Source organism: Pseudomonas sp. OV546 (assembly GCF_900116845.1).
Lineage (GTDB): Bacteria > Pseudomonadota > Gammaproteobacteria > Pseudomonadales > Pseudomonadaceae > Aquipseudomonas > Aquipseudomonas petroselini.
In genome coordinates this window covers 156570-177721 of record NZ_FPCE01000012.1, presented here as the reverse complement: position 1 = coordinate 177721, position 21152 = coordinate 156570, and the positions used below count along the sequence as shown (strand labels likewise).

20 protein-coding genes and 1 pseudogene are annotated in these 21152 nt (G+C 60.8%); 15 read left to right on the top strand and 6 right to left on the bottom strand.

Annotated features, from left to right (window positions below; translation table 11 throughout):
* Positions 1–140: 140 nt before the first annotated feature.
* Complete coding sequence (gene tpx, locus BM403_RS24400; RefSeq protein WP_012723935.1) at positions 141–641, bottom strand: thiol peroxidase; 501 nt, start codon at positions 639–641, stop codon at positions 141–143.
* A 158-nt stretch (positions 642–799) separates the two neighbouring features.
* Here tpx and BM403_RS24395 point away from each other — a divergent pair, with 158 nt between their 5' ends.
* The 11 genes from BM403_RS24395 (at position 800) to BM403_RS24345 (ending at position 12450) form a co-directional block, all read left to right on the top strand.
* Positions 800–2089, top strand: a complete 1290-nt coding sequence (locus tag BM403_RS24395; protein ID WP_093545398.1) for a glycosyltransferase — start codon at positions 800–802, stop codon at positions 2087–2089.
* Positions 2090–2161: 72 nt separating this feature from the next.
* A complete protein-coding gene (locus BM403_RS24390; RefSeq protein WP_012723933.1) occupies positions 2162–3067 on the top strand; it encodes an AraC family transcriptional regulator in 906 nt (301 codons plus the stop codon).
* Between the two features lie 218 nt (positions 3068–3285).
* Positions 3286–4569 carry an ABC transporter substrate-binding protein gene (locus BM403_RS24385; protein ID WP_371914031.1) on the top strand — a complete coding sequence of 428 codons (1284 nt, stop codon included), beginning with the start codon at positions 3286–3288 and terminating at the stop codon, positions 4567–4569.
* Positions 4570–4723: 154 nt separating this feature from the next.
* Entirely contained in the window at positions 4724–5614 is an 891-nt protein-coding gene (locus BM403_RS24380; protein ID WP_046033800.1) for a carbohydrate ABC transporter permease, read from the top strand.
* Positions 5615–5624: 10 nt separating this feature from the next.
* The gene (locus tag BM403_RS24375) at positions 5625–6455 is read left to right on the top strand and encodes a carbohydrate ABC transporter permease (RefSeq protein WP_012723930.1); all 831 of its coding nucleotides are present in this window, start codon (positions 5625–5627) and stop codon (positions 6453–6455) included.
* Between the two features lie 37 nt (positions 6456–6492).
* Positions 6493–7608, top strand: a complete 1116-nt coding sequence (locus BM403_RS24370; protein WP_012723929.1) for an ABC transporter ATP-binding protein — start codon at positions 6493–6495, stop codon at positions 7606–7608.
* 18 nt (positions 7609–7626) lie between these two features.
* Positions 7627–9108 (top strand): mannitol dehydrogenase family protein, encoded by a 1482-nt coding sequence (locus tag BM403_RS24365; RefSeq protein ID WP_093545391.1) that lies wholly within the window; start codon positions 7627–7629, stop codon positions 9106–9108.
* A gap of 78 nt (positions 9109–9186) precedes the next feature.
* Positions 9187–10668 (top strand): xylulokinase, encoded by a 1482-nt coding sequence (xylB, locus tag BM403_RS24360; RefSeq protein ID WP_093545388.1) that lies wholly within the window; start codon positions 9187–9189, stop codon positions 10666–10668.
* Positions 10669–10680: 12 nt separating this feature from the next.
* Complete coding sequence (locus tag BM403_RS24355) at positions 10681–11619, top strand: carbohydrate kinase family protein (RefSeq protein WP_012723926.1); 939 nt, start codon at positions 10681–10683, stop codon at positions 11617–11619.
* 84 nt (positions 11620–11703) lie between these two features.
* Positions 11704–11973 (top strand): DUF2790 domain-containing protein, encoded by a 270-nt coding sequence (locus BM403_RS24350; protein WP_043205266.1) that lies wholly within the window; start codon positions 11704–11706, stop codon positions 11971–11973.
* A 78-nt stretch (positions 11974–12051) separates the two neighbouring features.
* Positions 12052–12450, top strand: coding sequence for a hypothetical protein (locus tag BM403_RS24345; RefSeq protein WP_046033796.1), 399 nt, complete (start codon positions 12052–12054; stop codon positions 12448–12450).
* On the opposite strand, the gene BM403_RS24340 is transcribed toward BM403_RS24345, so the two are convergent.
* Positions 12447–12716, bottom strand: coding sequence for a DUF1652 domain-containing protein (locus BM403_RS24340; RefSeq protein ID WP_043205265.1), 270 nt, complete (start codon positions 12714–12716; stop codon positions 12447–12449). The genes BM403_RS24345 and BM403_RS24340 overlap by 4 nt on opposite strands.
* A 234-nt stretch (positions 12717–12950) precedes the next feature.
* Positions 12951–13973, bottom strand: coding sequence for a threonine ammonia-lyase, biosynthetic (gene ilvA, locus BM403_RS24335; RefSeq protein WP_080943264.1), 1023 nt, complete (start codon positions 13971–13973; stop codon positions 12951–12953).
* Between the two features lie 274 nt (positions 13974–14247).
* On the opposite strand from ilvA, the gene BM403_RS24330 reads away from it, so the two are divergent.
* Together BM403_RS24330 and map are read left to right on the top strand one after the other, a co-directional pair.
* A complete protein-coding gene (locus BM403_RS24330) occupies positions 14248–14448 on the top strand; it encodes a ParD-like family protein (protein WP_010567513.1) in 201 nt (66 codons plus the stop codon).
* On the top strand, positions 14448–15209 hold the full coding sequence (map, locus tag BM403_RS24325) for a type I methionyl aminopeptidase (RefSeq protein WP_043205263.1): 762 nt from the start codon (positions 14448–14450) through the stop codon (positions 15207–15209). Before BM403_RS24330 ends, map begins: the two co-directional genes overlap by 1 nt.
* A gap of 152 nt (positions 15210–15361) precedes the next feature.
* Here the strand turns inward: map and BM403_RS24320 are convergent, their stop codons facing one another.
* A complete protein-coding gene (locus BM403_RS24320) occupies positions 15362–16948 on the bottom strand; it encodes a RimK family protein (RefSeq protein ID WP_046033795.1) in 1587 nt (528 codons plus the stop codon).
* A gap of 94 nt (positions 16949–17042) precedes the next feature.
* On the opposite strand from BM403_RS24320, the pseudogene BM403_RS24315 reads away from it, so the two are divergent.
* Positions 17043–17489 (top strand): annotated as a pseudogene (locus BM403_RS24315) (GNAT family N-acetyltransferase); the annotation flags it as partial.
* Here the strand turns inward: BM403_RS24315 and sfnG are convergent.
* Entirely contained in the window at positions 17488–18573 is a 1086-nt protein-coding gene (sfnG, locus tag BM403_RS24310; protein ID WP_012723918.1) for a dimethylsulfone monooxygenase SfnG, read from the bottom strand. The pseudogene BM403_RS24315 and the gene sfnG sit on opposite strands and share 2 nt — an antisense overlap.
* A 267-nt stretch (positions 18574–18840) precedes the next feature.
* On the opposite strand from sfnG, the gene BM403_RS24305 reads away from it, so the two are divergent.
* On the top strand, positions 18841–20082 hold the full coding sequence (locus BM403_RS24305; RefSeq protein WP_012723917.1) for an acyl-CoA dehydrogenase family protein: 1242 nt from the start codon (positions 18841–18843) through the stop codon (positions 20080–20082).
* Between the two features lie 275 nt (positions 20083–20357).
* On the opposite strand, the gene BM403_RS24300 is transcribed toward BM403_RS24305, so the two are convergent.
* Entirely contained in the window at positions 20358–21143 is a 786-nt protein-coding gene (locus tag BM403_RS24300; RefSeq protein ID WP_012723916.1) for a sulfite exporter TauE/SafE family protein, read from the bottom strand.
* Positions 21144–21152: the final 9 nt, after the last annotated feature.

The following is a 21152-nucleotide window of genomic DNA, read 5'->3' as shown; positions in this document are numbered from 1 at the left end:
ACAACTTTTAACTTCTGGGCTTAGTCCGTTCGCTATTTCGCTAAGCCCCTGAGGCACAAATAAAAACGGCCTGGACTAGGCCAGGCCGCAATTATGCAGCAAGCGTGTTACTGCAAAACGGCAGTAACGTACCGAAACAGTTACTTCAAAACAGCCAGGGCTGCTTCGTAGTTCGGCTCCTGGCCGATTTCGCTGACCAGTTCGCTGTGCAGCACGTTGTTGTTTTCGTCCAATACCACGACGGCACGGGCGGTCAGGCCTTGCAATGGGCCGTCGGCGAGAGACACACCGTAGTCAACAGCGAAGTCGGCGTTGCGGAAGTCCGACAGGCTCAGCACGTTGTCCAGGCCTTCGGTGCCGCAGAAACGCTTCTGGGCGAACGGCAGGTCAGACGAGATGCACAGCACGACAGTGTTGCTCACGTCGTTGGCCTGGGCGTTGAACTTGCGTACCGAGGTGGCGCAGGTCGGGGTATCAACGCTTGGGAAGATGTTCAGTACTTTGCGCTTGCCGGCGAACGTTTCCAGGGAAGCTTCCGACAGGTCGACAGCGACAAGGCTGAACTCAGGGGCGGTGGAACCGGTTTTCGGCAGTTCGCCTTCAACCTGGACGGGGTTACCACGAAGGGTGACTTGGGCCATGAACAGAATCCTTATGCTGGGTTTGATAAAACGAATTCGAGAAGCGGAAGTTAACCACAAAGTGCGATGGCTACCTACCGCTAGACATAAATTGTCATGTCGCCGGTTATGGTTTAATTGCGCGCCTTCCGCCCTGCCCTTCAAGGAACCTGTTGTTGATGAATCAGCCTGCCACCAAAGTCCTGGTCATTGGTTATGTCTGGCCGGAACCGCGTTCCTCGGCCGCAGGCGGGCATATGATGCAAATTCTTGAAAGTTTTCTTAAGCAAGGTTGGGACATCACCTTCAGCAGCCCCGCAACCCTCGGCGAGCACAAGGCCGACTTGCCTGCGCTGGGCATCGCCGAATGCGCCATCGCGCTCAATAACAGCAGTTTCGATGATTTTATCCGCGAACTGGCCCCGGATATCGTGCTGTTCGACCGCTTCATGATGGAAGAACAGTTCGGTTGGCGTGTCGAGAAATGTTGCCCCGACGCCCTGCGCGTATTGGAAACCTCCGACCTGCAAAGCCTGCGCGATGCACGTCACCAGCGCTTCAAGGATCACCTGAAGGCCCACCCCGACAGCGACGACTTCAGCGCGCTATTTTCCCCGGCGTTGCAGGAGGAATTCCACTTGATGGCCGAATCCGACCTGGCCAAGCGCGAAATCGCCGCGATTTACCGTTGCGACATCAGCCTGATGATCTCCGACGTGGAAATCCGCCTGCTCACCGAGCACTTCAAGGTCCCGGCCGCCCTGCTCCACTGGTGCCCGCTGATGCTGGAACCGCCGACCGCAGCCTTCGCGCCGTTTGAAGAGCGTGCGCACTTTCTCAGCATCGGCAACTTCCGCCACGCGCCCAACTGGGACGCGGTGCTGTGGATGAAAAACAGCCTGTGGCCGCTGATCCGCCAGCAATTGCCGGGGGCGCAGTTGCACCTCTATGGCGCCTACACCCCGCCCAAGGCCACGGCCTTACACAACCCGACGCAGGGTTTTCATGTGATGAACTGGGCCGAAGACGCCTTGCAGGTAATGACTGCCGCGCGTATCTGCCTGGCGCCCCTGCGTTTCGGCGCCGGCATCAAGGGCAAGCTGGCGGATGCGATGCTCTGCGGCACACCGAATATCACCACGCCCATCGGCGCCGAGGCCATGGGTGATGAACAGCCATGGCCGGGCGTGATCGAACACAGCGCGCCGGCCCTCGCCGCCGCTGCCGTAGCGCTTTACCAGGACCGCGAGCGCTGGAACCAGGCCCAGGAAGACGGGCGCCAACTGCTGGGCCGCCGCTACGACCAGGCTGTTCACGGACCGGCGCTGGTGGCGTGCCTGGAACACTGCCGTCGCCACCTCGCAGACCACCGTCGCGACAACTTCACCGGCAGCATGCTGCGCCACCACGCGCATAAAAGTACGCAGTACATGTCCCAGTGGATCGAGGCGAAAAACCGTTTGGTATAAACAGCGGCGCTGGCGAGGTCGCGCGCGAGGGGGCATTATCCTACGCAGCAACCACAATAAAGCGACGGCAGCATGACCCGAGCAACGCGCATCACCGACCCTTCCTACGAGCTGATGGACGACCACAACGGCCTGTCCATCATCTATCGCCAGCACGGTTTCCCCTGCCCGCTGGTGCGCTGGCACTTTCACAAGGAATACGAGCTGCACCTGATCGTCGCCAGTTCCGGCAAGGTGTTCATCGGCGACTATATCGGTAACTTCTACCCGGAAAGCCTGTTCCTCACCGGTCCCAACCTGCCCCACAACTGGATCAGCCAGGTGGAGGAAGACGAGGTGGTGCCCAAGCGCGACATGCTGGTGAACTTCACCGATGAGCTGTTCGAGCAAGGCAGCCACATCTTCGCCGAACTCAAGAGCCTGGCGCCGTTGCTGGAGCGCGCGCAATACGGCATCGAGTTCCGCTGCAAGAAGACCATCGCCCAGGCCATGACCCTGATGCAGCGCATCGAAGACGCCCAGGGCATGGCGCGCCTGGGGCACTTCTTTATCCTGCTGGAAGTGCTGAGTGCGTGTGAGGACTACCAGTTGCTTTCAGGGGTGACGACACCGCAGTTGGCCGACGAGCACAGTATCGACCGCACCAACCGCGCGGTGGACTACATCTTTGCCCACTACGCGCGTGAGCTGTCCCTTGAAGAGGTTGCGGAATACCTGGGGATGAAGCCCACCTATTTCTCACGGGTGTTTAAACAGGCCACCGGGCGCACGTTTATCGAATTCGTCAATCGGCTGCGCATCAGCAAGTCGTGTGAGCTGTTGGCCGATGGTGATAAAGCCGTGACCGATGTGTGCTTTGAATCGGGCTTCAACAACATCTCCAACTTCAACCGGCGTTTTCAACAGCTTAAAGGCATGACCCCTTCCCACTACCGGCGCCTGGCGGTGCAGCGCTTGACCGAGCAGAACTTGGCTTAATGGTTTCAGCTGCTGTGTGAACGAGTGCAAAAAAGTATCAGTCCCAGTGCGCCCAAGGATTTGTCATAACCCCATTTGAAGGCTGTAATCAACGCACACTCTTCCTGACGACCTGTAGGAAGACACAACAACAATAACTGTCCTTCTGTAGCCCCCTGGGCGCGGAAATGGAGTGCGCGATGAAGTTCACAGCAAAAGCACTGCTTGTCTCTACCTGCATGACCACCTGCATGACCCTCAGCGCCGTCAGCTTTGGCGCGCAGACCCTGACCATTGCCACCGTCAACAACAGCGACATGATCCGCATGCAAAAGCTCTCGAAAACCTTCGAGGCTGAGCATCCGGAGATCAAGCTGAACTGGGTGGTGCTCGAAGAAAACGTGTTGCGCCAGCGCCTGACCACCGACATCGCTACCCAGGGCGGGCAGTTCGATGTATTGACCATCGGCATGTACGAAGCAGCACTCTGGGGCGCCAAAGGTTGGCTGGAGCCGATGAAGGACCTGCCTGCGTCCTACGACCTCGACGATGTATTCCCTTCGGTGCGTGACGGTTTGTCAGTCAAGGGTTCGCTGTACGCCCTGCCGTTCTACGCCGAAAGCTCGATCACCTACTACCGCACCGACCTGTTCAAGGACGCCGGGCTGACCATGCCCGAGCACCCGACCTGGACTCAGATCGGCGAATTCGCGTCCAAACTCACCGACAAGAGCAAAGAGCAATACGGCCTGTGCCTGCGCGGCAAAGCCGGTTGGGGTGAGAACATGGCGCTGATCACCACCCTGGCCAACGGCTACGGTGCGCGCTGGTTCGATGAAAAGTGGCAACCTGAATTCAGCGGCCCTGAATGGAAGGACGCGCTGAACTTCTACGTCGACAACATGAAGAAATCCGGCCCGCCGGGGGCTTCCAGCAACGGTTTCAACGAAAACCTGGCGCTGTTCAACAGCGGCAAGTGCGCCATCTGGGTCGATGCCAGCGTGGCCGGCTCGTTCGTCACCGACAAGACCCAGAGCAAAGTGGCTGACCATGTTGGCTTTACCTTTGCCCCTCACGAGAAGACCGACAAAGGAACCTCGTGGCTGTACTCCTGGAGCCTGGCAATTCCGACCAGTTCCAAAGCCAAGGACGCCGCCAAGGTGTTCACCAGTTGGGCCACTTCCAAGGAATATGGCGCCTTGGTCGCCAAGACCGACGGCGTTGCCAACGTTCCGCCAGGCACGCGCAAGTCGACCTACAGCGACGAGTACATGAAGGCCGCGCCGTTTGCCAAGGTGACCCTCGAATCGCTGAAAGTCGCGGACCCGACCAAGCCGACGCTCAAGCCGGTGCCGTATATCGGTATCCAGTTGGTGACCATTCCTGAATTCCAGGCCATTGGTACTCAGGTCGGCAAGTTCTTCTCCGGCGCGCTGACCGGCCAGCAGACGGTGGACCAAGCCTTGGCCGCCGCGCAGACCACCACCGAGCGTGAAATGAAGCGGGCGGGTTACCCCAAATAACCCAGACCCACCCACAGTCAAATGTGGGAGGGGGCTTGCCCCCGATAGCAATCTACCAGTTGATGATTTTGTGACTGACACACCGCTATCGGGGGCAAGCCCCCTCCCACACTGACCGCACTCCGATTCTTGCTCTGTACCGGTCGTGAATACCATGAATACACCCGCCAAAAACCGCCTGGCCAACCCCGGCTGGTTCCTCGTCAGCCCCTCGGTGGCCTTGCTGCTGCTGTGGATGATCGTGCCCCTGGGCATGACCCTGTACTTCTCGCTGATTCGCTACAACCTGCTCTACCCCGGTGAAAACCAATTCGTGGGGCTGGAGAACTTCACCTACTTCGTCACCGACTCGGGCTTCCTGCCCGGCGCCACCAACACCCTGTTGCTGGTGGGCAGCGTGCTGCTGATCAGTGTGGTGTTCGGCGTGTTGATCAGCGCCCTGCTGGAGGCCAGTGAGTTCTTCGGCCGCGGCCTGGTGCGGGTGTTGTTGATCTCGCCGTTCTTCATCATGCCCACCGTCGGCGCGCTGATCTGGAAGAACCTGATTTTCCACCCGGTGTCGGGGATTCTCGCCGCCGTGTGGAAGTTCTTCGGCGCAGAGCCCGTGGACTGGCTGGCACACTACCCGCTGCTGTCGATCATCATCATTGTGTCGTGGCAATGGCTGCCCTTTGCGATCCTGCTGTTGATGACCGCCATGCAGTCCCTCGACCAGGAACAAAAGGAAGCCGCGCGCCTGGACGGTGCCGGCGCCATCGCGATCTTCTGGCACCTGACCCTGCCCCACCTGGCCCGCCCGATTGCCGTGGTGGTGATGATCGAGACGATCTTCCTGCTCTCGGTGTTCGCCGAAATCTTCACCACCACCAACGGTGGCCCCGGTTACGCCTCGACCAACCTCGCCTACCTGATCTACAACCAGGCGCTGGTGCAGTTCGACGTGGGCATGGCCTCGGCCGGCGGCTTGATTGCCGTGGTCATCGCCAATATCGCGGCGATCATCCTGGTGCGGATGATCGGCAAAAACCTGACTGACAAGCCTTGAGGGCCGCGCCATGACGCTTCAACAATCCCGCCGCCTGCAAAGCCTGTTGCTCGGCACGTTGGCCTGGGCCATCGCGATCCTGATCTTCTTCCCGATCTTCTGGATGGTGCTGACCAGCTTCAAGACCGAAATCGACGCATTCGCTACGCCGCCGCAGTTCATCTTCACGCCGACGCTGGAGAACTACCTGCACATCAACGAACGCAGCAACTACTTCAGCTATGCGTGGAACTCGGTGCTGATTTCCTTCAGCGCCACCGCCCTGTGCCTGCTGATCTCGGTGCCGGCCGCCTACTCCATGGCGTTCTATGAGACCCAGCGCACCAAGGGCACGCTGCTGTGGATGCTCTCCACCAAGATGCTGCCGCCGGTGGGCGTGCTGATGCCGATCTACCTGCTAGCCAAGAGCTTCGGCCTGCTGGACACGCGCATTGCGCTGATCATCATCTACACCCTGATCAACCTGCCGATTGTGGTTTGGATGGTTTACACCTACTTCAAGGACATCCCCAAGGACATCCTTGAAGCCGCCCGCCTGGATGGCGCCACGCTGTGGCAGGAAATGGTCCGCGTGCTGCTGCCGATCGCCAAGGGCGGCCTGGCGTCCACCGTGTTGCTGTCGCTGATCCTGTGCTGGAACGAGGCGTTCTGGTCGCTGAACTTGACCTCATCCACCGCTGCGCCGTTGACCGCGTTGATCGCCTCCTACTCCAGCCCCGAAGGGTTGTTCTGGGCCAAATTGTCCGCCGTTTCGACCCTGGCCTGCGCGCCGATCCTGATCTTTGGCTGGATCAGCCAGAAACAGCTGGTGCGCGGTTTGTCCTTCGGCGCCGTGAAGTAACGGTTTCTTATAAAAATTCTGTACGTGGAGGCCCATCATGGCCAACCTGAAAATCAAGAATCTGCAAAAAGGCTTCGAAGGCTTCTCGATCATCAAAGGCATCGACCTGGAAGTGAACGACAAGGAATTCGTGGTGTTCGTCGGCCCGTCGGGCTGCGGTAAATCCACGCTGCTGCGCCTGATCGCGGGCCTGGAGGAAGTCAGCGAAGGCACCATCGAACTGGATGGCCGCGACATCACCGAAGTGACCCCGGCCAAGCGTGACTTGGCGATGGTGTTCCAGACCTACGCGCTCTACCCGCACATGAGCGTGCGCAAGAACATGTCGTTTGCCCTGGACCTGGCCGGCGTCGACAAGAAGCTGGTGGAAAGCAAGGTCAGCGAAGCGGCGCGCATCCTCGAGCTGGGCCCGCTGCTGGAGCGTAAGCCCAAGCAACTGTCCGGCGGCCAGCGCCAGCGTGTGGCGATCGGCCGCGCGATTGTGCGCAACCCGAAAATCTTCCTGTTTGACGAACCGCTGTCCAACCTCGACGCCGCCCTGCGGGTGCAGATGCGCCTGGAGCTGTCGCGCCTGCATAAAGAGTTGCAGGCGACCATGATCTACGTGACCCACGACCAGGTCGAAGCCATGACCCTGGCCGACAAAGTGGTGGTGTTGAACAGTGGCCGTATCGAGCAGGTCGGCTCGCCGCTGGAGCTGTATCACCAACCGGCCAACCTGTTTGTGGCGGGCTTTCTCGGCACGCCGAAGATGGGCTTCCTCAAGGGCAAAGTCACCCGTGTCGAGGGCCAGGGTTGCGAAGTGCAACTGGACGCCGGCACCACCATCAGCCTGCCTTTGAGCGGCGCAACCCTGAGCGTGGGCAGTGCCGTCACGCTCGGCATTCGCCCGGAGCACCTGGAAATCGCCGACGCCTCTGGCTCAGTAGCTCAGAACACCCTGACCGTCACCGCCGATGTCGGTGAACGCCTGGGCAGCGACACCTTCTGCCACGTCATCACCGCCACCGGCGAACCGTTGACCATGCGGATTCGCGGCGACATGGCCAGCCAGTATGGCGAGACGTTGCACCTGCACCTGGACCCGGCGCACTGCCATCTGTTCGACACCGACGGCGTGGCCGTGGCCCGCCCACTGCGCGCCGCCGCCTGATATCGCGAGTATGACGTTATGAAGCTGAATAAACACACCCTCACGCAGTTGGCGCCGGAAGTAAAACTGCCGGCCTACGCCATTGCCAGCACCACCCAAGGCATCGCTCATATTGGTGTCGGCGGTTTCCATCGCGCGCACCAGGCGTATTACACCGATGCACTGATGAATACCGGCGAAGGCCTGGACTGGAGCATTTGCGGCGTCGGCCTGCGCGCTGAAGACCGCAAGGCCCGCGACGACCTGGCCGGCCAGGACTACCTGTTCACCCTGTATGAACTGGGCGATACCGACGACACCGAAGTGCGCGTGATCGGCTCGATCAGCGACATGCTGCTGGCCGAAGACGGCGCCCAGGCGCTGATCGATAAACTCGCCAGCCCGGCCATCCGTATTGTGTCATTGACCATCACCGAAGGCGGCTACTGCATCGACGACAGCAACGGCGAGTTCATGGCCCACCTGCCGCAGATCCAGCACGACCTGGCCCACCCGAGCGCGCCGAAAACCGTGTTCGGTTTCATCTGCGCCGCCCTGACCCAACGCCGCGCCAACGGCATCCCGGCCTTCACCGTGATGTCCTGCGATAACCTGCCGCACAACGGCGCCGTGACGCGCAAGGCACTGCTGGCCTTCGCCGCCCTGCACAACGCCGAACTGCATGACTGGATCAAGGCCAACGTGAGCTTCCCGAACGCCATGGTCGACCGCATCACACCGATGACCAGCACCGCCCATCGCCAGCAACTGCACGACGAGCACGCGATCGACGATGCCTGGCCGGTGGTGTGCGAACCCTTTGTGCAATGGGTGCTGGAAGACACATTCGTCAACGGTCGCCCGGCCTGGGAAAAAGTCGGCGTGCAGTTCACCCATGACGTCACGCCCTATGAAGAGATGAAGATCGGCCTGCTCAATGGCAGCCATCTGGCCCTGACCTACCTGGGCTTTCTCAAGGGCTATCGGTTCGTGCACGAGACCATGAACGATGCGGTGTTCGTGGCGTATATGCGGGCGTATATGGACCTGGACGTCACGCCGAACCTGGCGCCGGTGCCGGGTATCGACTTGACCGAGTACAAGCAAACGCTGGTGGACCGCTTCTCCAACCAGGCGATTGCCGACCAGTTGGAGCGGGTGTGCTCGGACGGTTCGTCGAAGTTTCCCAAGTTCACCGTGCCGACGATCAATCGCCTGATTGCGGATGGGCGCGAGACCGAGCGCGCGGCGCTGGTGGTAGCGGCGTGGGCGTTGTATTTGAAGGGTGTGGATGAGAACGGCGTGCGCTACACGATCCCGGATCCGCGTGCCGCGTTTTGCCAGGGGCTGGTGAGTGATGAGGCGTTGATCAGCAAGCGGCTGTTGGGGGTGGAGGAAATTTTCGGTACGGCTATTCCCAATTCGCCTGAGTTTGTGGCAGCGTTCGAGCGGTGCTATGCAAGCCTGCGCGATAACGGCGTCACCAAAACACTGCAGCAACTCCTGAAGAAACCGGCTTAGCAATGTGGGAGGGGGCAAGCCCCCTCCCACATTGGAATGCATTGCCAACTCGAACAATAAACTGCTGAGCACACCCTCATGACCCAGCAAAACCTGTACCTCGGCATCGACTGCGGCACCCAAGGCACCAAGGCCATCGTCCTCGACGCCTCCAGCGGCAAAGTCCTGGGCCTGGGCGCCGCCAGCCACACCCTGATCAGCGGCGCCAATGGCCGTCGCGAACAGCACACCCAGGAATGGCTGGACGCCTTCACCGAAGCCACCCACCGCGCCCTGCAACAAGCCGGTGTGGACGGTCAGGACATCCTTGGCATCGGCGTATCCGGCCAACAGCACGGCCTGGTGCTACTGGACGAGCACGGCGCGGTATTGCGCCCGGCCAAACTGTGGTGCGACACCGAAACCGCCGCCGAGAACGACCGCCTGCTGGCCTACCTCGGCGGCGAAAGCGGCTCATTGGAACGCCTCGGCGTAGCGATTGCGCCGGGCTACACCGTGTCCAAGCTGCTTTGGACCCGCGAGCAGCACCCGGACATTTTCGCGCGCATCGCGCATATCCTGCTGCCCCACGATTACCTCAACTATTGGCTCACCGGTCGCGCCGTGGCGGAATACGGCGATGCCTCGGGCACCGGCTATTTCAATGTGCGCAGCCGTGAGTGGGACGTGGCACTGCTCAAGCACATCGATCCGAGCGGTCGCCTGGAACAGGCCTTGCCGCCGTTGATTGAGGCCGATCAGGCGGTCGGCAGCATCCTGCCCGCCATCGCCGAACGCTTGGGCATCAACCCGAACGCTATCGTCGCCAGCGGCGGCGGCGACAACATGATGGGCGCCATCGGCACCGGCAACATTGCCCCCGGCGTGATCACCATGAGCCTGGGCTCATCGGGCACTGTGTGTGCGTTTGCCGACCAGCCCAACGTCAGCCCGCAGGCGTCGGTCGCGACGTTCTGCTCGTCCAGCGGCGGCTGGCTGCCACTGATCTGCACCATGAACCTGACCAACGCCACCGGGGTGATCCGCGAGCTGTTCGACCTCGACCTGGCCGCGTTCAACACCCTGGTCGAACAGGCGCCCATCGGCGCCGACGGCGTGAGCATGCTGCCGTTCCTCAACGGCGAACGCGTGCCTGCCCTGCCCCACGCGACCGGCAGCCTGCACGGCCTGACCATGACCAACCTGACCCGCGCCAACCTGTGCCGTGCGGTGGTCGAAGGCACCACCTTCGGCCTGCGCTACGGCCTCGACCTGCTGCGCCAGACCGGCCTGCAAAGCCAGAGCATCCGTTTGATCGGCGGTGGCTCGAAAAGCCCGGTATGGCGGCAGATGGTTGCCGATATCATGAACACCGAAGTGATCTGCACCGAACAAAGCGAAGCCGCTGCCCTGGGCGCGGCGATCCAGGCGGCGTGGAGCCAGTCCGGCGAATCCCTGGCCAGCCTGTGCGACAAATGCGTGAGCGTCGACCCGGCCAGCCGGACCCTGCCGGTGGCAGCCAGCGTCAGCGCCTATCAACAGGCTTACGAGCGCTATCAACAGCACGTGGCAACCCTTTAAGAGCGAACGACTATGTATCTGGTGTGTGGTGAAGCGCTGTTTGATTTCTTCAGCGAGGAAGACGCCAGCGGGCAGGCTTCCAAGGTCAATTACAAGGCGATTGCCGGCGGTTCGCCGTTCAACGTCGCGGTGGGCTTGCGTCGCCTGGGCATCGACGCCGGATTGTTCGGCGGTGTGTCCACCGACTTCCTTGGCCGTCGCTTGTTGCAGGTGCTCAAGGACGAAGGTGTCAGCGAGCAGTTCCTGGTGGAATTCGCCGCGCCGACCACCTTGTCGATGGTCGCCGTGGGTGCCAATGGTTCACCGCAGTACAACTTCCGTGGCGAAGGCTGCGCCGACCGCCTGCTGGAAATCGACCACCTGCCCGCGCTGGGGGCTGACATTCGCGGCCTGCATATCGGCTCGTTTTCGCTGGTGGTGCAACCGATCGGCGACACCCTGCTGAGTTTGGTCAAGCGCGAAAGCGGCAAGCGCATGATCAGCCTCGACCCCAACGTGCGGCTCAACCCGCAGCCCGATATCCAGCTGTGGCGCAACCGCGTAGCGGAACTGGTCAAGCATGCCGACCTGATCAAGGTCAGCGACGAAGACCTGCACCTGCTCTACCCCGACCAGTCGCCGGAAAGCGTGCTGCAGGGCTGGCTGCAACACCGTTGCCAACTGGTTTTCCTGACCCGTGGTGGCGAGGGCGCCAGCGTCTACAGCCGCCAGCATGGCCACTGGTCTGCACCGGCGGTCAAGGTGGTGATGGCCGACACGGTGGGCGCCGGTGATACCTTCCAGGCCGCGTTGATTGCCTGGTTGACCGAGCAGCAACTGGATTCAGTGGAAGGCCTGCAACAGCTCACGCGTGCGCAGATCGACGCCATGCTGGGCTTTGCCATCCGCGCCGCGGCGTTGACCTGCACCAAGACCGGGCCGGACCTGCCGTATCGCCAACAGCTTGGATGAAGGTTTTGTCAGCCAGCTAAACATTAATCGATGGTTAATCCCGCACGTCGAGAGTGAAGTTGTACCCACTTGCGGAGAACCACCATGAAACTGCGCACCTTAATGCTCAGCGCCAGCCTGGCGCTGGCAGCGGTGTCAGGCCTGGCCCAGGCCGACGATCAACCTGCCGCTGCCAAACCCGTGCCTTACCGGTACGGCATGCCGATGAATATCGACAAGGTCCTGGCCATGAACGAAACCCCAACTGACGAATGCAAAGTCATCAAGGCGGATATCAAGTTCTTGGATAAGGCGGGCAAGGTGGAAGACGTGAGCTATCGGAAAATGTCCGACGCCTGCGATTTCCAGAACTGAGTCGATGAGGCAAACACGCCAAGCCCGCGCAAATAGGAGTAGTCTTGCGGGCTTGTCCTAAGGCTGAAAGGATTCGCCATGCTGTTGAGTTTCCGCACCCTCGCCACCTTCACCGCGCTGCTGTGCTTCGCCCTCGCGCTTATCTGGGGCCTGCGTCCCGACCTGCTGCTGTGGGTGTGGAGTGTCGAGTATTCCAGTGGCACCGGGCTGGTGTCGCGCCGCAACGCCGCGCTGTTCCTAGGCATCGGCATCATGTTCTACCGCGCACGTCACGCGCCGCCTTCAGACACGCGTCGCGCCCTCACCACCGGGTTTATCGCCGGGTGCCTGGTGCTGGCGGTGCTGGGGTTCAGTGAGTGGATCAATGGCAATGCCGGGCCGGGCATCTTGCTGGCGGTGGCAACGGAAACCGTATTGGGCCTGGCGTTCATCCAAGCCCACAGGTCTTCGGTGCCTCACACTCAAGCGTCCAGCTAGTAGAGGCTGCGCCCTCCCGCTCGTTGCAGGGCGGGTGCATGGGTGTGCTTGAGGTCTTCACGCAACCCGGCAATCAGGTTGCAAATGGCGCGGCTGCTGTCGAGTTTTTCCGCGTTGATGCCTTTGACTTCCAAATCCACCCGGTCACGGTCGCGCTCGTCGTAGACCTTGATCGTCAGCGACGCATCTTCGGCTTTGGTGCATTCGCACCGTTTGGGCAGGAAACTTCCTTCAATAATGCTGCGAAGTTCTAATTCCGAAAGCATGGTCAACCTCTCCTTTCCTGAGACTGCCAACAGATTGTTATTAATCCCGCGGGCCCTTGCCCGCCACGTCTTACCGACCTTGGAAGACGCTTACAACACCCAAGCCTACTCGGCAAAATCGGCCCCTGTTGTAACCATTCCTCATAAGCACTGTGCTTGTTTATATAAGTTAAACCGTATCGACTAAATCGTCGCCGAACCGCTGCGATTAAACGTTTAACCCTGCATGTTTGTTTAAACGGCACCTTGCGCGGCGACCCTTTCAGCAACATGTCGCAAACTATCAAAGTTGATGTTCGCCCCGGAATTGATCGCCACCAGGGTCTGCCCGCGCAAATTGTGACTGGTCACGTATTCACGCAGGCCAGCTACCGCCAGCGCTCCGGACGGCTCGGTGATGGAGCGCGTATCGTCGTAGATCAGCTTGATCGCGCTGCACAACTGATCATTGCTGACCGTGATGACTTCATCCACCCAGTCGCGGCAGATCTCAAACCCATAAGCACCGACCTGCGCCACCGCCGTGCCGTCGGCAAACCCGTCGACACTGGGCAGCACCACCCGCTCACCGGCCCGTAGCGCCGCCAACAGGCAGCTGGACCCTTCGGGTTCGACGCCGATGATGCGCACCTCGGGCCGCAGGTATTTGACGTAGGCGGCGACCCCGGCGATCAGGCCACCGCCGCCCACCGGTACGAAGATCGCATCCAGGGGCCCCTGTTGTTGGCGCAGGATCTCCATGGCCACGGTGCCTTGGCCGGCAATCACCTCGGGGTCATCGAACGGCGAAACGAAGGTGCCCCCGGATTGCTCGGCCAGTTGCAACGCATGGGCCAGGGCAAAGGGGAAGCTCGCGCCGTGCAGCACCGCTTCCGCACCGCGCGAACGCACGCCCAGCACCTTGAGTTCCGGCGTGCTGCTGGGCATCACAATGCGCGCCTTGATCCCCAGCTCCCGCGCCGCCAGGGCCACACCTTGGGCATGGTTGCCCGCCGACGCGGTGACCACCCCGCGGGCCTTTTGCTCCGGCGTGAGCTGCACCAGCTTGTTGTAGGCGCCGCGGATCTTGAAGGAAAACGTCGGTTGCAGGTCTTCACGCTTGAGCAACACCTGGTTGCCCAGCAACGCCGACAAGGCCGGGGCCGCCTGCAAGGGCGTGCGCACCGCCAGGTCATAGACCGGGGCGGCGAGGATCTTTTTCACATAATGTTCAAGCAGTCCCGGGTCGGCGGTGTGGGGCGCGGTGCAGGTGCTCATGGGTGTCTCCTGGCTTTTTGTCAAAGACCCTGGAGACGGAAAAACAAAACCCGCCTCTAGGGCGGGTTTGGGTACAGCCGTGCGCTATCCCGCCAAATGAGGAATGGCGGTAATAATGCTTGGCTGGCTGCGGAAGGCTTGAAAAGTCATAGGGCGAAACTAACCGGCGACTGGCGGGCAAGTCAATGGCCAAGCGCCATTTCGTGGTGCGGGGGGTTACGTTTAATATACGAAACGTATACGCTTTGTATATCCCTACCGCACAGTGAAGACCATGGGCATCGTCAAGATCACCGACCAGCTGCATGAACAACTGCGCCTGGCCAGCGCCGCGATGGACCGCTCCATCAACGCCCAGGCCGAATTCTGGATCAAGATCGGCCTGCTCGCCGAACTCAATCCCAGCCTGCCCTACAACGAGCTGATCAACAAACTGTTGCTGGACAAGCCCGACCTGATCCGGGGGCGCCATTGATGATCAAGACCGCCGCACAACTGGCCGTGATGCGTGAATCCGGACGCCTGCTGGCCCAGGTTTTCACCATGCTCGATGGCTTCGTGGCCGCCGGCCGTTCCACCCTGGAGCTGGACAGCGCCGTCGAAGCCTTCATCCGCCATGACCTCAAAGCCCGTCCCGCCAGCCTCGGCCAATACGACTACCCCTACTCCATCAACACCTCGATCAACGAGGTGGTGTGCCATGGCATGCCCAGCGCCAAGGAGATTCTCAAGGACGGCGACATCATCAACATCGATATCACCCTGGAAAAAGGTGGCTATATCGCCGACGCCAGCAAGATGTACATGATCGGCACCGTCGCCCCCAAAGCCCGGCGCCTGGTGGAGATGACCTTCGAAGCCATGTGGGCCGGCATCCGCCAGGTCAAGCCCGGCGCCCGCCTGGGCGATATCGGCCATGCCATCCAGAGCCACGCGCAGGCCAACGGCTACAGCGTGGTGCGCGAGTATTGCGGCCACGGCATCGGCCGGCAGATGCATGAAGAGCCGCAGGTGTTGCACTTCGGTCGTCCCGGCACCGGGCTGGAACTGCGTGAAGGCATGGTGTTCACCGTCGAGCCGATGCTCAACCAGGGCAGCGCCAAAGTGCGCAGCCTGAAGGACGGCTGGACGGTGGTGACCAAGGACAACAGCTTGTCGGCGCAGTGGGAGCATACCGTGGCGGTGACGGCGGATGGCTTTGAAGTCCTGACCCTGCAGGTGCAGACTGGCGAATGACCTGTGGCGAGGGAGCTTGCTCCCGCTGGGCTGCGCAGCGGCCCTAAAGAAAGGCGCGCTACGCACGCCAACGGGAGCAAGCTCCCTCGCCACATCGACATCGTCGTACCCGCTATCCGTTTCATCCCTACCATCAAAATGTCAGTGCCGAGTCACCACACCTGGCCCTGACGCTTCAACTCCAGGCGCCGCACGAATTCCTCCAGCACCAGGCCATACAGATCGTCCTGCAAGTAAGCATCCTCGATGCCGGCGTCCAGGTTGGGGTTGTCGTTGACCTCGATCACCACCACCTTGTCGCCGGACTGCTTGAGGTCGACGCCGTAGAGGCCATCGCCGATCAGGTTGGCGGTCTTCACGGCCAGCTCCACCACCGCCTTGGGCGCCTCGTGGACCGCCAGGGTGCGGCATTCGCCGTTGATGGCCTGGCCGATGGCCTTGTGGTTGTAGATCTGCCAATGGCCCTTGGACATAAAGTATTGGCAGGCAAAGATCGGCTTGCGGTTGAGTACGCCGATGCGCCAGTCGTACTCGGTGTAGAAGAATTCCTGGGCCAGCAACAGCACCGAATGTTCGAACAACTCGGCGGTGGCCTTGAGCAAGGCTGCCTGGCTTTCCACCTTGATGACCCCACGGGAAAAGCAACCATCGGGGATCTTCAAGACCAACGGGAACCCGAGGCGCTCGCCGACCCGTTCGAAGTCTTGCGGTCGCTCTTTGTAAAGAATCTCGGTGGCGGGCATGCCCAGTTGATGACTGTTGAGCAGGTCAGTGAGGTAGACCTTGTTGGTACAGCGCAGGATCGACGCCGGGTCATCCATCACCACCAGGCCTTCGCTTTCGGCTTTCTTGGCGAAACGATAGGTGTGGTTGTCGACGCTGGTGGTCTCGCGGATCAGCAAGGCGTCGTATTCGGCCAGGCGCGCATAGTCCTTGCGCTCGATCAGGTCGACATCGATACCCAGGCCCTTGCCTACGCGAATGAAATTATCCAACGCCTGGGCATTTGACGGTGGTAGTTGTTCCTGGGGATCGTGCAGGATGGCCAGGTCGTAACGCGCCAGGCGGCGTGAGCGAGGCTGGCGCCAGATCTTGCGGCTGAAGTTGTCCAGCGCATGAGCGAATTGATCTTCCTGGTCATCGCGCAACTTGTGTAATACGCCGGACTTGATCCCTTCGATATGCCAGCCGTTATGCTGTTTGAAACCCACTAACAAAATAGGACAGGGGAAGGCTTCAAACAATTGCCGGGCCAGATCCTGCAACGGCTCTATAGTCGTCCGTCCAAAATAAAGTGTCAGGGTAAAGCCTTCGGTATTGCTGTAAAGATGATGACTCAAGGCTTTATCGAGGGTTTTGTCCAAGTCGTCCAAGGCCAGGCCGTACAACGCCTTTTTCGTCAGTTCGCTGATGGTGCGTACCGACGGAATCACCTTGTGCCCGCGTGCCTCGGCCAGCAACGAGCAGTAATAACCGTGCCCCAGGTATTTGTAGCTGCGGCACAGGTTGATCACCTGCACACGCTTGCCTGACTGGTTTTCCCGAGTCTGTTCCAGGTACTCCTGGGCGGTGACGATGTCTTCGCTGGGGAAGTAGGAGGCCCAGTCTTCCTTGCGCTCGACAATGATCACTACTTGACGGACGCCTGTGAGGGGGGCGGAAAAATAACCCTGGCTCGTTATTGTCGCCGCGACAGTTTGCTCCGATACTTCACGCCAATGACTTTGTACCGCCGACATAATAATTGATCCGCTTTAGAGAACTCGACCTTTTCTATTAAGCACGATCTTTTAGAGAAGTCCCGTTTCGTTACGTAACTTTTATGGCGGTCATATGGCACTTTCTTTTCGCGTTGCATCCCCCTTCGATGTGCCTGAATTAATGGCACTGGAACAGCAGTGTTTCACCACTGACCGGCTCTCATCGCGTCGTTTTCAATGGATGATCAGCCGCGCCCATGGCCAATTGCTGGTGGCGGAAGAAGACGGGCAACTGCTCGGCTATGCACTGGTGCTGTTTCGGCGTGGCAGCGCGTGCGCGCGCTTGTATTCCATCGCTATCGCCGCGCACTTACGCGGCGTTGGGCTGGGCCAGCAGTTGCTCAAGCGTGCCGAGGCCTGTGCGGCAGCGCACGCTTGTGCGCACCTGCGCCTTGAAGTGCGCACCGACAACCCAGGCGCCCTGGCGCTGTATGAACGCAATGGCTACCGGCGCTTTGCCGTGGTCAACGACTATTACGAAGACCACAGCCCTGCCCTGCGCCTGGAAAAAACCTTGCTCACGCCACCTGCTTGATCCCGGCCTTGGCTTCCAGCTCGCGCACCAGCGGCAATACGCGCTTGCCGAAGTACTCGACTTCCTCCTGGAAGTGCAGGAAACCCGCCAGCACCAGGTCCACACCCACCGCTTTGAGCGCGACGATACGCTCGGCGATCTGCTGTGGCGTGCCGATCAGGTTGGTCTTGAAGCCATCGTTGTACTGCACCAGGTCTTCAAAGCTGGACTTGGCCCAGTTGCCCTCGCCTTCCGGTGAGGCCTTGCCCGCTTGCTTCGCGGCGTCGCCAAATGCGTTGACGGCTTCCGGGTCGGCTTTGTCGATGATTTCCGCCAGCACCGCACGGGCCTCCTCTTCAGTGTCGCGGGCGATCACGAAGGCGTTGACGCCGACTTTGACCGAATGGTTATTCGCCGCCGCCTTGGCGCGAATGTCATCGACCTGGGCCTTGATGCCTTCCGGGGTGTTGCCGTTGGTGAAGTACCAGTCCGACACCCGTGCGGCCATGTCCCGCGCCGCCCGCGAGCTGCCGCCCTGGAACACTTCCGGCTGGCCCAGCGGCTTGGGCTTGAGGGTGTAGTTGTTGAAGCGGTAGAAATCGCCCTTGAAGGTGAAGTCGTCCTGGGTCCAGATGCCTTTGAGGGCGCGGATGAACTCTTCGGAACGGCGATAGCGCTCGTCGTGTTCCAGCCAGTGTTCGCCAATGGCCTGGAACTCACCCTTGAACCAACCGCTGACGATATTCACCGCGATACGGCCATTGGTGAGCTGGTCGATGGTTGCCAATTGCTTGGCCGCCAGCGCCGGTTGCCACGGGCCAGGCAGGATCGCGGCGATGACCTTGAGCGTGGTGGTCGCAGCCAGCAGCGCATGGCTGAACGCAACGGATTCATGCTGGTTTTCGGCACCGTAGCCGGCGGTGAAGCGGATCTGGGTGAGACCGTATTCGAAGCCGGCCGCCTCGGCCAATTGCGCCAGTTTGCGGTTGTAATCAATGCCCCAATGGGTGCGTTGTTCGATCTTGCTGACCACCAGCCCACCGCTGACGTTGGGCACCCAATAGGCAAATTTCACGGCTTGCTGACTCATCGAGCGGTACCTCGTACATAGGGATGTACCCAGGGCTTGAGCAGCAAGCGTGCCAGGCCACGAGAAACGCCCGCGCCATGAGGGTTGCGGCGAAAAAACCCGGCAGGCACGGCTTGCCGGCGAATGTCAGGGATTGCGACGGTTTGCTGGATCGCTGTTGCTGGGGCAACAGCACAGGCCGTGAAGGGCGCGTAAACATTGGCCCTGGCACCCGGCACGGACTGTGCAATCACTCTTCGCATTGATCACTGCCCCGGAGCCTTGCCCATGACCGAACAACACGTCATCAACCCGCTGTCCACCGGTGTCGACTACCCGACCCTGGCCGCTCGCTTTCGGCCGATTTTCCAGCGCATCGCCGACGGTGCCTTGGCGCGCGAACAACAGCGCACCCTGCCCCACGAGCCGATCCAGTGGCTCAAAGAGGCCGGCTTTGGCGCGGTGCGGGTGCCGGTGGAGTACGGCGGCGGCGGCGCGTCCCTGCCGCAGTTATTTGAGTTGCTGATCGAGCTGGCCGAAGCCGACTCCAATGTCCCTCAGGCCCTGCGCGGGCATTTTGCCTTTGCCGAAGACCGTCTGAACGCGCCACCCAGTGCCGGCCGCGACCTGTGGTTCAAGCGTTTCGTGGACGGCGATATCGTCGGCTGCGCCTGGACCGAGATCGGCAATGTGGCCATCGGCGATGTGGTCACCCAGGTCAGCCCTGACGGCGACAGCTGGAAGCTCAACGGTGAAAAGTTCTACAGCACCGGCAGCATTTTCGCCGACTGGATCGATGTGTACGCCCAACGCAGCGACACCGGCGCCGATGTGATCGCCGCCACCCGCGCCCGCCAGCCGGGCGTGGTGCACAGCGATGACTGGGACGGCTTTGGCCAGCGCACCACCGGCAGCGGCACGTCGCGCTTTACCGATGCGGTGGTGGACGCGGACAACGTCATCGACTTTGCCACCCGATTCAAATACCAGACCGCGTTTTACCAACTCGTGTTACTGGCCAGTCTGGCTGGCATTGGCCGTGCGGCATTGCGCGATGTGGCGCATCAGGTGCGCAGCCGCAAACGCATCTACAGCCATGGCAATGCGCCCCATGTCAGCCAGGACGCACAGGTTCAACAGGTGGTGGGCGAAGTGGCTGCGCTGGTCTACGCCGCCGAGGCCAGCGCGTTGAAAGCGACGCTGCCGGCGCAACGCGCGTACGTGGCGCGCTTTGGTGGGGATGATGCAGTGGAGCGTGAGGCCAACGTGGCGGCGGAGATTGAGTCGGCTACCGCGCAGGTGGTGGTGTCTGAGTTGATCCAGCGTGCGACCAGTGAATTGTTCAATGCATTGGGGGCTTCGGATGTGCGCCAGGGGAAAGCGCTGGATCGGCATTGGCGGAATGCGCGGACTGTGTCGTCGCATAATCCGGTGATCTACAAGGCAAGGATTGTGGGGGATTGGGTGATCAATGGGGTTGAGCCGCCGTTTGTTTGGCAGATTGGAAATGGGCCAGGGACGGGGGCTTGAGTTGGCTGTTGCAAGATCAAAAGCAGGCCGATGTCTACCTGATGTATGGAGATCAAACTGTGGGAGGGGGCTTGCCCCCGATGGCGGTGTGTCAGCTCATGCATCTGTGACTGCCCCACTGCTATCGGGGGCAAGCCCCCTCCCACATTTGGACCGCGATCGACAGGTGCCACACCCGTCGGCTCTAAGGCCGCCGCGCTTTTGCTTTTGATCTTAGGCGCCCCGTCAACCCTGTGTCCGGTCCGTACAGGCTTTATAACGGGTATGCCCCCCAATCAGAAGGCCAATTTGTAGCCGATAGCCATGAGCATGACCGCCAAACACGGCCGCAACACCCCATCCGGCAACTTGCCAGTCATATGGCTACCGATATAGATCCCCGGCAACGACCCCATCAACAAAAACCCCAACAAATGCCAATCCATATTCCCCATGCTGGCATGCCCCAACCCCGCCACCAGGGTCAGCGGCACAGCATGCGCGATCTCAGTCCCGACCAGCCGTCGCGTAGCCAGAAACGGATACAGAATAAACAACGCCACAGTCCCCAGCGCACCCGCACCGATGGAGGTCAGGGCAACCATGGTCCCCAGGATCGCACCCGTCACCACCGTCAACACATTCAGGTTGCGCGGACTCATGTGATAGTCATCGCCCGCATGCCGCTGGGCAAACGCCAACAGGCTTTTCTTGAACAGAATCGCCAGCGCCGTCAGCAGCAACACCACACCAAGCGCCTGCTTGATCACCGCGTTCATCGCACTGGGATCAGTGTGCAGGCTGGCCAGGAACCAAAGCGTCAGCAACACCGCAGGCACGCTGCCCAAGGTCAGCCAACCGGTGATTGTCCAGTCAATGTTCTTGTTCTTGCCATGCACCAGCACCCCACCGGACTTGGTGATCGCCGCGTACAACAAGTCGGTACCCACCGCCGTGGCCGGGTTGATGCCGAACCACAGCAGGATCGGGGTCATCAACGAGCCCCCGCCCACACCGGTCATCCCTACGATAAAACCAACGATCAGGCCAGCCACCACGAAACCAACATTACCTACATCCATTAACGCTAC